Source organism: Streptomyces sp. NPDC060031 (assembly GCF_042736805.1).
Classification (GTDB): domain Bacteria; phylum Actinomycetota; class Actinomycetes; order Streptomycetales; family Streptomycetaceae; genus Streptomyces.
Window position 1 is genome coordinate 1 of the sequence record NZ_JBHWVM010000094.1, and the last position, 12,564, is coordinate 12,564.

Consider the following 12,564-nt stretch of genomic DNA (forward strand, 5'->3'; position numbering starts at 1 on the left):
ACCCGGTCCTCGTCGGACCGGGTCACCCCTTTCGCATGACCCGTGCTGACTCAGCTCACCAGCGGTAGTACTTGTAGATGTCCATGCAGCTGGTGTCCGTGCCGTTGAGGACGTCGGCCGACTCCGGGACCGCGCCGGCCTCGGGCGCGGGCTGCTGCGGGTAGACATTGCCTTCCCGCCAGTCCGCGCCCACCACGAGGGTGATCTTGGTGGCCCCGGCGGTCTTCTGCACCGAGCCGGCCGGAATCCCGAGGGCCGCCGCCACGCTCTGCGCGTCGGCCGCCTGGGCGTCCGTGGCGTAGCGGACGACCGTGGTCTTCTCCGGGGTGAGCGCGCTGCCCGCCTTGGCCAGCGTGAACCCCTTGGAGACCAGCTGGCCGGTGATGGCCGTGGCCCGCTTGCCCACCGGCGCGGCCCCGGCACCCGTGCCGTTGACCACCTGCACGGCGATCTTCGCCGGGTCGGTGGGCGGGGCCTTGGAGGCCTCGGGGGTCGGCGACGGGGAACCGCCCGCACTGGGCTGGCCGCTCTGGGCCGGGGCGCCGTTGGAGTCCATGGCGACGTCCTTGCGGAGCATCGTCCACATCTTCTCGGCGTCCGGGGGATTGACGACCAACCGGTTCTTGTCCCCCGGGGCTTCCAGCACCGGGATCGTGGCCATCGTGATGCGGTTGACCGGTACGTCCTTGAGCGCGAGGCCGAGGTCGAGGAGCTTCTTGACCGACCCGATCTCCTCCGACACCTTCAGCGACTTCGTCGCCGCCTCCGCCAGGCCCGTGAGGCGGGGGATGTCGGTGAACGCGTTCTGGTTCTTGAGCCCGCGCATCATCGAGTTCATGTACATGTGCTGCGCCTTGGCCCGGCCCATGTCACTGCCGAAGGCGTGCCGGGTGCGCAGCCACTGGAGCGCCTGCTCGCCCTGGACCCTGGTGGTGCCCGCCTTCAGCTTGAGGCCGGAACCGCCCGTTCCCGACCCCGGCTCCGATTGGTCGAAGACGTTCTGGTTGACGCAGACGTCGACGCCGCCGATGGCGTCGGCCATGCTCACGACACCGGTGAAGTCGATCATCATCCAGTGGTCGATGTAGACGTTGGTCAGCTTCTCCCAGGTGGCCAGGGTGCAGCCGGGACCCCCGCTCGCGAGGCTCTCGTTGATCATCGTCCTGGTGGCTTTGAACTTCTCGCCCGTCTTGGGATCGGTGCACTCCGGGATGTCCACGACGGTGTCGCGCGGAACGGAGGTGACCGAGGCGTTCTTCCGGTCGGCGGAGATGTGGATCAGCATCTGCACGTCGGCCCGCGCGGGTCCGCCGATGTTGTCCCAGCCCCCGCCGAGTTTCGCGTTCGCCTCGTCGCGGATGTCGGAGCCGAGCATCAGGATGTTGATCGGACGCCGGCCCGCGGCGTCGGCCTCGCTCCTGGCGACCCCGCTGTCGCCGCTCAGGCGCTGGCCGCTGCGTATGTTCGCGTTGAGGTGGCGGTAGTAGAGGTAACCGGCCGCCGCCGTCCCGAGTATGAGGAACGCCAGCACCGAGGCGACCCAGCGCAGCACGCGCCGTCTGCCCCGGCGGGTCGGACGGCCGCCACCGCTGCCGCCACCCCGGCGTCCACCGCCGCCCCGGCGCCCGTGCCCGGAGCCGCTCCGCGGTGGGGGCACGGTGCCGGAGCTGTCCGGGCCGCCGCCGGATATGCCGTCGGCGCCCTGGGCGGGCGCCCCCTCCCCTCGCACGCTGCTGTGCCTCACGCGTACCCCCCTTGAATTCCCTGTGTGTCGGTGGTCTGACGGGCCGGCCCGTGCCGGCCCCGCTTGGCGATCATGGTCGCAGGCCGGTCCCCCCGGCCGGTCACTTGGCGCAGATCGCCTTGTCCGCCTCGACCCGCTGGACGCCCTCCGGCGCCTGCTGCGGAGCGGTCTGGGACACCCCGGCCCCCTTGAAGTCGCCGCCGAGCGTCAGCTTCATCGGGGTCTTCGGGGCGGCGTCCGACGTGCCCATCTTCAGCGCCGAGGCCGGCAGCCCCATCATGTCCGCCAGCGCCCTGGCCTGGTCCGCCTGGTTGGGCGCGTACTCCAGCTGCGTGGTGTCGACCTTGGCCCGGGCGTTGCCCAGGTTGCTGGCCTTCGGCACGCCCTTGGTGTTCTGCAGCCAGGTCAGGGTGCCGGAGGCGGAGCCCGCCGGGCCGCCGCCGTTGTAGATGTCCACCCGTACGTCCTTGGCGGGCGCGCGGTTGCCCTGCATCAGGGCATCCTGCTTGCTCTTCGAGTCCGCGTCGGCCGCGTCCTTGGCGGCCTGCTCCTTCTGCTCGACTTCCGTCAGCGAGACGTCCCCGCGGATCATTTGGAGCAGCGGATCCGCCTGCGCCGCATTGACCACGACGGTGGCCTTGACCTTCTCCGCCGGATTGTCGAGAACGGGAAGTGTGGTGAAGGTGATGTTCTTGAGGTCGATGTCCTTCAACTCGCCGGCGAGATCCGTGAGTTTGTCGATCGACCCTATGCCGGTGTCCACGCTCAGCGATTTGGTGGCCGCTTCCGCGAGGGAGAAGAACTTCTTCGGACTGGTCAGCGTCTGCTTCGACTTCATCTCGCGCATCATCGAGCCGAGGAACTGCTGCTGGGTCTTGATGCGGTCGAGGTCGCTCTCGTTGCCGAAGGCGTGCCGGGTCCGTACGAAGGCCAGCGCCTGCTCGCCCTCCAGCCGGTGCTCGCCCGCCGTCAGCTTCAGCTGGGAGTCCCTGTCGTCGACGGCCTTCTCCACACAGACGGGCACACCGCCGACCGCCGTGCTCAGGTTCTTCACCGCGTTGAAGTCGGCCATCATGAAGTGGTCGACCTGGATCCCGGTGAGCTCCTTGACCGTACGCATGGTGCAGCCCGGGTCCCGGCCCCCCTGGCCGAGGCTGGTGTTGAAGCGCACGCCGTGCTCGGCGGGAACGTTCTTCGTCGTACCGTCCGGCTGCTTCGTCGGGCAGGCCGGGACGTTGGTGATCAGGTCGCGGGGGATGGACAGCGCGGTCGCGTTGGAGCGGTCCTTGGCGACGTGGAAGAGGATCGTGGTGTCGGCGTGCCCGACGCTGCCGGCGTCCCCGTAGCCCTCGTTGCCCTCGCCGCTGCGCTTGTCGGTGCCGATGACCAGGATGTTGATCGCCTGGTCCTTCTTGAAGCCGCCGCTCGTGCCCGCGTCGCCGACGTCGGTGACGTTCAGGTTGCCGTTGAGGTGCTCGTAGTAGAGGTACGCCGCGACCGAGCCGCCGACCAGCAGGAACGCCAGCGTGCCACCGGTGATGACCAGCGCCTTCTTCCGCCCGCCGCCACCGCCCTTGGGCGGGCGCCCGCCGCGCCGACCGCCATCGGGCGGCCCGTCACCGCGCCGCGGCCCGGGGACCGCGGGGGACGGCGCCGTGGGCGCCGGCGGCGGGGAACCACGGCGCGCGACCTGGCGCGGGGCCTGGGGCGAAGGGGCTCTGCGGGGGGTGGCGCCGGACGTCGGTGCTTGCCCAGCGGAGCTGTCCAGTCGCAGTTCGTAGTTGCCGGTGCGGGGATTGAGCACCCACTGGTCTGCGGGGTCGATCTCGTCGGCCCGTCCACGGCTTTGCGCATCCACGGTTGCTCGAATCCTCCGTCGGTGCTTCGCGACGCGCCTCCCCCAGGCGCGCGGTCAACGATCCGGCTACTGGTGCACGGCCTCTTTGCTGTCCGGTGCACCGGATCGCTCACCTTATCCGGCCAGGTCAGCCGCAAACCATGCTGGTGACAAATTCCACTCCCCTTATAACGGGCCAATCGCCTCAAGCAGCTCGGTTCGGTGTCCGGCTTTTGGGATTGCTTTACCGGCAGTCGGCAGTCGCGGCCGTGGTGCCCGGGAAGGTGGGGACCGGGGTGGGGGTGGGCGTGGGTGTGGGTGTGGGGGTGGCGGGGGCGGACGGGCCGCCGCTTTCGTCCCCGCCCGCCGTGACCTCGGTCGTGGGCTGGGGCTGGGGCTGCGGCTGGGGCTCGGGCTCGGGCGGGGTCACCGTCAGCGGCATGTCGGCGCGCAGTTGGCCGAACAGCCGGGTCGCGTCCGGCTCCAGCAGCTCGTCGCGGTTCGGGTCGCCGGAGTACGGGCGGCGCGGCACCGTCAGGAACTTGACCTGGTCGGTCGGTATGTCCCTTACGCCCCGTACGAGTTCGTACAGGCCGCGCAGCGAGGCCAGTCCCGGGTCCGTGGTCACCGAGGAGGTCGCCGCGTCCAGCAGCGGATAGAGCCGCGCCGGGTTCAGCAGCACCCCGTTGCTCTGCACCTTCTGGACGAGCGAGCCGAGGAACTGCTGCTGGCGCTCCATCCGCTCCGTGTCGCTGCCGTTGCCCAGGCTGTAGCGGGCCCGGACGAAGCCGAGCGCCTGTTCGCCCTGGAGCGTCTGGCGGCCGGCCGGCAGCTTCAGCTTGGCCTCCGAGTCGTCCACCGGCTGCTTGAGGCAGATCTCGACCCCGCCGACGGCGTCGACCATCTTCTTGAACCCGCCGAAGTCCAGCACCATGTGGTGGTCGACCCGGATCCCGGTCAGCTTCTCCACCGTACGGATCGTGCAGGCGGCCCCGCCCCACTGGAACGCCCAGTTGAACTGCGCCGTCCGCTCCACCGTGCGCTGTCCTTCCGCCCCCAGGCAGCTCGGTATCTCCGCCATCAGGTCCCGGGGTATGGACACGGCCGTCGCGCTCCTGCGGTCCGCCGGCAGGTGCAGCAGGATCGTGGTGTCCGAGCGCTGGGTGCCCCGGTCCTGCCCGTAGCGGGCGTTCTCCCGGCCGGAGCGCGTGTCGGAGCCGATCAGCAGGATGTTCTGCGCGCCGCCCGCGAGGTGCATCGGGCGGTCCCGCTCGTAGCGCCGCAGCTCGGCGGCGGCCGAGGTGTCCTCGGTGATGTTCCCGTCGAGCTTGGTGTAGAGCCACCATCCGGCGGCCGCCCCGGCGAGGACCAGCAGGGCCAGCCCGAGGGCGATCCAGCGCAGCAGCCGGCGCCGACGGCTGCGCGGAGGCTCGGGAGTGCCTCCGGCAGCTTCGGTGCCGCCCGGTATGCCCGCGCTGTCCCTCACTCGCGTACCGTCCCCTCACCTCACCGCCGTGGCGCGACAGCCGTACGGGTGGGTACGGCTCCTGCCGATCCTGCCCCCGGGCGGCCGGGGCGGCCCGGGGGCAGGGCCTTGTAAAGGGCCGTGTGGGTGACAAATCGCCCGTTGTCGCTGTTGGGCGGAGCGGGTGACCGACCACTCCACGGTCAGGGCACTAGCGGGCGGTGTGGGTGACGCGCTCGCTCTCGATCCGGTGCGCCAGACCGTCCGCCGACAGCCCGTCCGGGTTGCGGCACAGGACCACCGAGCCGCCCGTGGCCAGCGCGGCGAACAGCCCGGCCGAGAGCCCCTCCCAGGTGTCGTAGCCGAGCCCGGACAGCACCCGCGAACCCTCCCCGAGGCCGAGCTCCGCCGCGTCCTCGCGGGCCCGCTCGCAGATCCGTGCGTACGAGAGCTCCTCGCCCCGGACCACCAGCCCCGGCCCGTCGGCGTCGACCGGCGCGAAGGGCGCGAACCGGTCACCCTGCCCCGGCACCTCCACCGCGTAGTCCGCGAACCCGGCGGGCGGCTGCGGGAACCGCCCGCCCAGCGGCCGCAGCGCGAGCGCGACCCGCTCGCCCGTGCACGCGGCGGCCTCCTCCAGGGTGTCGGGGCCGGTCACGACGAGGTCGGCGTCGGCCGGATCCCCGCCCACCTCGGCCACCACCCCGACCGAGGCGCAGGCGAGCAGCCACACGGCGCTCTGCCAGTGCGCGGGGAGCAGCAGCGCGAGCCGGTCGCCCGGCTCGGCGCCCAGGTCGCCCTGGAGCAGATTGGCGGTCTTGGCCACCCAATTGGCGAAGGTGGCGACGGACAATTCGACGCGCTCGCCCGTGGCGTCGTCGTAGAAGGTGACCAGGGGGCGGCCCGGATCGGCGGCGAGCGCGGATCGCAGCAGGTCGGCAGGGGTGCGGTCAGTGGCGTTCACGGACCCGAGCCTACGCGGGCCCCTCCCTCGTACGGCGGCAGCACGGTCCCCCGTACGGGGTAGGCGTACGGCGGCCCGGTCAGACGGTGTGTCAGTTCTCGGATGGCGCCCGCCGCCGGGAGTGTTCAGCATCTTTTCCATGCGTGGATTCCTTGCTTCCTCGATCGGCGTCGCGACGGCAGCCGCACTGGCCCTGCCGCTCGTGCTCCCCACTCCGGCCCTTGCCACCCCCGCCACGGCGGCGGTCGCCCCCGTGGTCCCCGGGTCCACCCAGTCACTGCCGCTCGCCCCGCTGGGACCGGCCGCGGAGCGGTCCCCCGGCGTCCCCGGCATGAGCACCTCGCCCCGCCTGCCCGAGGCGCAGGGCCTGACCGCCCGCGAGGTCAAGACGTTCTCGCTGATCGGTGTCGTCTGGGACGACGCCGGCACCGAGCTGTTCGGCCGGGTCCAGGTCCGTACCCGCTCCGCACGGACCGCGACCTGGTCCGACTGGCAGGACGTCGAGACCCACAACAGCGAGCACGCCGCCGACCCCGGCACACCGGAAGGCGGCTCCGGCAAGGTCCGCGGCAGCACCGCCCCGCTGTGGGTGGGCGAGTCCGACGGCATCGAGGTCCGCGTCCGGGCGGAACCCGGAAGCAACCCGGCCGCCGCGCGCCTGCCGTCGGGCATGCGCATCGAGCTCGTCGACCCCGGCGCGACGAGCGGGCAGCCGACGGCGCCCGACGGCAAGAACGGCGCGCCGACGGGCGACGACAAGGGCGAGATCGGGCTGCCGCCCGGCATGACGATGGCAATGGCGGAGTCCTCCGCCGCCAACGTCCCGATGGCCCCGCTCGGCGCGAAAGAGATCCCCGCGCTCGACAAGGCCGACTCCACCGCCGACGCCGTGCTCGCCGACGACACGCTCGAAGCGGCCGCGCGCCCGTACATCGGGCCGCGCCCGCGCATCGTCACCCGCAAGGGGTGGGGCGCGGACGAGAACCTGCGGGAGAACGGCTTCGTCTACACGAACACGGTCAAGGCGGCCTTCGTCCACCACACCGCCTCCGGCAACAACTACGCCTGCAAGGACGCCCCGGCGGTGCTGCGCAGCCTCTACCGCTACCACGTGATCAGCAGCGGGTGGCGGGACATCGGCTACAACTTCGCCGTCGACAAGTGCGGCACCGTGTACGAGGGGCGCGCGGGCGGGGTCGCCAGGCCGGTGATGGGCGCGCACACCATGGGGTTCAACACGGACAGCATGGGCGTCGCGGTGATCGGCTCGTTCACCTCCAACGCCCCGCCGTCGGCGGCCGTGGACGCGGTGGCACGGCTGACCGCGTGGAAGCTGGGCCTCTTCGGGGCGGACCCGCGGGCGAAGACGACCCTGAAGTCGGGCGGCGGCAACCGGTACCCCAAGGGCAAGAACGTGTCGATGAACGTCATCTCGGGCCACCGCGACGGCTTCGCGACGGAATGCCCGGGCAGGCGGCTCTACAGCCTGCTCCCCCCGACCCGCAACTCGTCGGCGAAGCTCCAGGGCCGCTAGCGGCCCTGGAGCCACCACGGGGGGCTCCGCGCCCCGATCGCCGGCGGGGCGCGGGGGCCGGGGCGGAGCCCCAGGAGGTTCCCGCCCGGCGGGCTACGCTCAAAGGCATGGCCGGCCGTTTCGACCCCCTCACCCGCGCCGCCGCCCGCGGCGGCCGCACCGCCGTGCCCCGCGGCAGCGGCCACGCGGCCGGCGCCGGCGCCAAGTCCCGCACGTGGACCCCCGACGGCCCGCTGGACCTCGGCCTCACCCTCGGCCCCCTCAGACGCGGCCCCGCCGACCCCACCTTCCGCACCACCCCCGACGGCTCGGTCTGGAGGGCCGCCCAGACCCCCGCCGGCCCCGCCACGATCCGCATCGCCGCCCGCGCGACCACCGTGCACGCCGAAGCCTGGGGGCCGGGCGCCGACTGGCTCCTCGACGGACTGCCCGCCCTGCTCGGCGCGGCCGACGACCCCGCCGCCTTCGTCCCGCGCCACCGCCTCCTGCACGCCAGCCACCGCCGCCGCCCGGGCCTGCGGCTGACCCGTACCGGCCTGGTCCTGGAGTCCCTGATCCCCACCGTGCTGGAGCAGAAGGTCACGGCCGACGAGGCCTACCGTGCCTGGCGCCGCCTGGTGCGCCAGTACGGCGAGCCCGCGCCGGGCCCGGGCCCGGCCCCGCAGGACCTGTACGTGATGCCGGACGCCCGCACCTGGGCGCTGATCCCCTCCTGGGACTGGCACAAGGCCGGCGTCGACGCCAAGCGCTCCGCCACCATCGTCCGGGCCGCCCGCGTCGCGAACCGCCTGGAGGAGGCCGCGGCCATGGAGCTCCCCGAGGCGACCAGCCGCCTGGAGGCCGTCCCCGGCATCGGCCCGTGGACCTCCGCCGAGACCCTCCAGCGCAGCAACGGCGCCCCCGACGCCGTCACCACCGGCGACCTGCACCTGCCGGGCATCGTCGGCTACGCGCTGGCCGGCGACCGCGACGCCGACGACGCCGCGATGCTGGAGCTCCTCGCCCCGTACGCCGGCCAGCGCCACCGCGCCGCCCGCCTCATCCTGCTGGCCGGAGCCACCCCGCCCCGCCGCGCCCCGCGGATGCCCCGCGGGGACATCGGCCTGCTCTGAGCGCCGCGCCTGTGAGCGCCGCGCCTGTGAGCGCCGCGCCTGTGAGCGCCGCGCCTGTGAGCGCCGCGCCTGCGACTACCGCACCTCGATGAACTGCTCGGCCGAGCGCGCCGGCCGCTCCGCCGGCGCCGAGGCCGCGTGACCCACGGCCACCGCCCCCATCGGGTCCCAGTCGTCCGGCAGCCCGAGCACCTTGCGCACGACGTCCCGGCAGAACATCGTCGAGGACACCCACGCCGACCCCAGCCGCTCCCCGGCCAGCGCGACCAGGAAGTTCTGCACGCCCGCGCCCATCGCGACCACGAACATCTCCCGCTCCGCCGCGTCCCGGCGGGCGTGCCCGTAGTCGTGCGCGCCGTCCGTCACCAGACACGGCACCACCAGGTACGGGGCGGCGCGCAGTACGTCGCCGCGCCGTACCCGCTTCGCGATGGACTCCGGCGACTTGCCGTCCCGCCGCAGGTCCTCGACCCAGGCGTCCCGCATCGCGTCCAGCAGCTCCAGCCGCGCCGCGGCCGACTCCAGCAGGACGAACCGCCACGGCGTCGTGTGGTGCGGGGCCGGGGCCGTCACGGCCGCCGCCACCGCGCGGCGGACCGCGCCCGGGTCGACCGGGTCGGCGGTGAAGGCCCGGACCGTACGGCGCTGCGTCACGGCCTCCCGCACCGCCTCCGAGGTGCCCAGGCGGAACATGTCGTCGGCGGGCGAGCGCACCAGGTCCCGCGCGGTCGACCCCTCACCCAGTACGTGGGCCAGCCCGCGCACCACCGCCACCGGCAGCCCGGCGGCCTTGCCCTTGACCAGGTCCCCGGCGGCCGCCAGCTCGTCCGCGGTGGCCACCACGGTCGCGCTCAGCGGGTTGCCGTGGGCGTCCGTGGCGCCGCGCAGGTCGTCCAGCACCCGTACCCCGGCCGAGCCGATCGCGACGTCGGTGAGCCCGGTGCGCCACGGCCGCCCGAAGGTGTCCGTCACCACCACCCCGACGTCCACGGACAGCAGGTCCCGCAGCCCGGCCCGGATGGCCCGCGCCGAGGCGTCCGGGTCCTCGGGCAGCAGCAGCACCGTGCCGGGGGCGGTGTTCGAGGCGTCCACGCCGGCCGCGGCCATCACCAGGCCCTGCCGGTTCTCGACGATGCGCAGGGTCCCGCGCCGCGCGACCACCCGTACGGTCTCCGCGTCTATGGCCTCCTCGCGCGAGTCGGCCCGGACGATCCGGCCCTCCGCCTTCGAGACGATCTTCGACGTGACCAGCAGGACGTCCCCGTCCCGCAGGCCGGGCTCCGCTGCCGCGATCAGGCGCGCCAGGTCGTCGCCGGGGCGGACCTCGGGGATCTTGCCGACGGCCCGGACCTCGTACGAGGGAGTGTCCTCGCGAGAGGCGTGCGGGGTGGTCACCGGGAGGCCTCCGCGAGCTCCAGCGCGGCCCGGGCCATCGCGGCGGTGGCGGCCAGGTCGGTCATCATCAGCGGCACCGCCCGACAGGTGATCCCGGCCGCCTCCACCTCGGCGACGGATCGCGCGTCGGCGGTGTCGACCAGCCAGCCGTCGAGCAGCCCGGTGCCGTAGTGCAGGGCGACCGCGGCGGCGGTGGATTCGACGCCCACCGCGGCGAGCACCTTGTCGGCCATGCCGCGGACGGGGGCGCCCCCGACGATGGGGGAGAGGCCCACGACGGGCGCCTGGGCGGCGGCGACGGCCTCCCGGATGCCGGGGACGGCCAGGATGGTCCCGACCGAGACGACGGGGTTGGACGGCGGGAAGAGGATCACGTCGGCGGCCGCGATGGCCTCCAGTACGCCGGGCGCGGGCTTGGCCTGCTCGGCCCCGACGGGTACGACGGCCTCCGCGTCCACCGCGGCGCGCATCCGGACCCAGTATTCCTGGAAGTGGACGACCCTGCGCTCGCCGGTCTCGGCGTCGGTGATCGCGACGTGCGTCTCGACGCGGTCGTCGGACATGGGCAGCAGCCGGACCCCGGGCTGCCAGCGGTCGCAGAGCGCCTCGGTGACGGCGCTGAGCGGATAGCCCGCGCCGATCATCTGCGTACGGACGATGTGGGTGGCGAAGTCGCGGTCGCCGAGGCCGAACCAGGTGGGTCCGACCCCGTACGCCGCGAGTTCCTCCTTGACGGTGAAGGACTCGTCGGTGCGGCCCCAGCCCTGGTCCTCGTTGATGCCACCGCCGAGGGTGTACATCACCGTGTCCAGATCGGGGCACACCTTCAGCCCGAACAGGTGAATGTCGTCACCGGTGTTGCCGATGACCGTGATGTCCGCGTCGGGAACCGCGACCTTGAGGCCGCGCAGGAAACGGGCGCCGCCGATGCCGCCGGCCAGAACAACAATGCGCATGCAGCGCAGTCTGTCAGGCCGGTCCCCCGTCAGACGGAGAGGGCCTCGGGCCTGGCCGGGGAGCAGTTGTGCATCGGCATCTCGGTCAGCCCGGGGAAGTACACGTGCAGGCTGACCGCACCGTCGAGGGTGTCGTTGACGACCTCGTGGGCGTAGCCGGGGGCGAAGACGCGCTGGGAGCCGGCGCGCAGGGTGAGCGGTCCGCGGGCGGGGTGCGGGGTGTTCTCGGTGAGCTCGCCCTCCAGGACGGTCAGCACACCGGAGGAGGCGCCGTGGTCGTGCAGGCCGCTGCCCTGGCCGGGGACCCAGCTGAGCAGCCAGACCTCGTAGCCGGGGCCGGTGCGCAGCCGGTGGTACCAGCGGGTGGTGGCGTCGTACTGGACGAGGTGCTCCCACTCGGAGCGGTTCTCGGCGATGGAGCGGGCGAGGCCCGCGAACTCGGCGACGGTGGCCGGGTGTTCGCGGGCGGGCTGCAGGAGGTGCTGTACGGAGAGGATGTCGCCGGCGATCTGGAGGTCGCTCTCGACGGTGAGGGGGGTGCTGTTCATCGTGGGGGAGTCCTCGACGGATGTCAGTGGTGCGGCGGTTGCTGTGGGGGTGGGCCGGAGCTCAGCGGAGCCGGAGCTCCGAGGGCATCAACAGCCGCAACAGCAACAGCGAACCTGGGCAGCCCACAGGAACCCACGAATGGGGGTCCGGGAGGTGGCTGCGGTCACTGACATGGCAACAAGGAGACCCGGTGGGGGGTCGGACTGTCAACTCAATGTCCGGTTTGGTGCAAAAGTTTCACCTCATCCGGTTACGGTGTCCGGAGAAAGGTTTGTGCAATCCGAACCCGGGAACTGGCGCTTCACACCCGCGCAGCACCGTCACTTCGTGGCCGAAATGTGATCCGCGCCGCTTCTTCGGCCGGATCGGAACCCCACCGCAGAGTGACGCGTCGGCTGCCGGTGAGGGAGTGGCGCTTGTGGTGCCTGTGGCATGTGTCACGATTTTTGGCGATATGAACACTTTCTGCATAGCCTTGGTTCCGCAGAGTGAATAAGGGGCCCAATAGCAGATCTCGGCTTGACTGCGCCGGAGCCCCCCACTTGTAATTTCACTCGTGTCGTTACGTAGCGATGAGTAACGGCAACACCACGGGGACGCACAGACAGAGCGAGGGGCGCACATGACCGAGCTGTTTCAGGAACTGCTGGTCGAGGAGGCGGACGAGGAGCTCGGATGGCAGGAGCGCGCACTGTGCGCCCAGACCGACCCCGAGTCCTTCTTTCCCGAGAAGGGCGGCTCCACCCGCGAGGCCAAGAAGGTCTGCCTGGCCTGTGAAGTCCGCTCCGAATGCCTGGAGTACGCCCTCGCCAACGACGAGCGATTCGGCATCTGGGGCGGCCTGTCCGAACGAGAACGCCGCCGGCTGAAGAAGGCTGCGGTCTGAAGCTGCCCCGGCGCTCACTGCCCGGCGCCCACGGCACATCCCCTGACATATCGAACGCCGCGCCCGGCATAGCCGAAAGCCCGGCCGCACCACCGCAGCACCGCCACAAGTACCACCGCAAG

The 12,564-nt window shown here is 72.4% G+C and carries 10 protein-coding genes; 3 read left to right on the plus strand and 7 right to left on the minus strand.

Annotated features, from left to right (window positions below):
- Positions 1-55 precede the first annotated feature (55 nt).
- From ACFWB8_RS30670 to ACFWB8_RS30685, 4 genes are all read right to left on the minus strand, one after another.
- A complete protein-coding gene (locus tag ACFWB8_RS30670) occupies positions 56-1,744 on the minus strand; it encodes an LCP family protein (protein WP_385234297.1) in 1,689 nt (562 codons plus the stop codon).
- A 100-nt stretch (positions 1,745-1,844) separates the two neighbouring features.
- The gene (locus ACFWB8_RS30675; RefSeq protein ID WP_385234300.1) at positions 1,845-3,602 is read right to left on the minus strand and encodes an LCP family protein; all 1,758 of its coding nucleotides are present in this window, start codon (positions 3,600-3,602) and stop codon (positions 1,845-1,847) included.
- Positions 3,603-3,825: 223 nt separating this feature from the next.
- Positions 3,826-5,067 carry an LCP family protein gene (locus ACFWB8_RS30680; protein WP_385234303.1) on the minus strand — a complete coding sequence of 414 codons (1,242 nt, stop codon included), beginning with the start codon at positions 5,065-5,067 and terminating at the stop codon, positions 3,826-3,828.
- Positions 5,068-5,257: 190 nt separating this feature from the next.
- Complete coding sequence (locus ACFWB8_RS30685; protein WP_385234306.1) at positions 5,258-6,010, minus strand: TIGR03089 family protein; 753 nt, start codon at positions 6,008-6,010, stop codon at positions 5,258-5,260.
- Positions 6,011-6,149: 139 nt separating this feature from the next.
- Here ACFWB8_RS30685 and ACFWB8_RS30690 point away from each other — a divergent pair, with 139 nt between their 5' ends.
- On the plus strand, positions 6,150-7,544 hold the full coding sequence (locus ACFWB8_RS30690) for a peptidoglycan recognition protein (RefSeq protein WP_385234309.1): 1,395 nt from the start codon (positions 6,150-6,152) through the stop codon (positions 7,542-7,544).
- Between the two features lie 107 nt (positions 7,545-7,651).
- Entirely contained in the window at positions 7,652-8,656 is a 1,005-nt protein-coding gene (locus ACFWB8_RS30695; protein WP_385234312.1) for a DNA-3-methyladenine glycosylase family protein, read from the plus strand.
- A gap of 75 nt (positions 8,657-8,731) precedes the next feature.
- On the opposite strand, the gene ACFWB8_RS30700 is transcribed toward ACFWB8_RS30695, so the two are convergent.
- The 3 genes from ACFWB8_RS30700 to ACFWB8_RS30710 are packed head-to-tail and all read right to left on the minus strand — an operon-like array spanning position 8,732 to position 11,555.
- The gene (locus ACFWB8_RS30700) at positions 8,732-10,051 is read right to left on the minus strand and encodes a coenzyme F420-0:L-glutamate ligase (RefSeq protein ID WP_385234315.1); all 1,320 of its coding nucleotides are present in this window, start codon (positions 10,049-10,051) and stop codon (positions 8,732-8,734) included.
- The gene (cofD, locus tag ACFWB8_RS30705) at positions 10,048-11,007 is read right to left on the minus strand and encodes a 2-phospho-L-lactate transferase (protein WP_385234318.1); all 960 of its coding nucleotides are present in this window, start codon (positions 11,005-11,007) and stop codon (positions 10,048-10,050) included. The genes ACFWB8_RS30700 and cofD overlap by 4 nt, the downstream gene beginning before the upstream one ends.
- Before the next feature lie 29 nt (positions 11,008-11,036).
- Positions 11,037-11,555 carry a cysteine dioxygenase gene (locus tag ACFWB8_RS30710; protein ID WP_385234321.1) on the minus strand — a complete coding sequence of 173 codons (519 nt, stop codon included), beginning with the start codon at positions 11,553-11,555 and terminating at the stop codon, positions 11,037-11,039.
- 623 nt (positions 11,556-12,178) lie between these two features.
- Here ACFWB8_RS30710 and ACFWB8_RS30715 point away from each other — a divergent pair.
- Positions 12,179-12,442, plus strand: coding sequence for a WhiB family transcriptional regulator (locus ACFWB8_RS30715; RefSeq protein WP_003983763.1), 264 nt, complete (start codon positions 12,179-12,181; stop codon positions 12,440-12,442).
- The last annotated feature ends 122 nt before the right edge of the window (positions 12,443-12,564 follow it).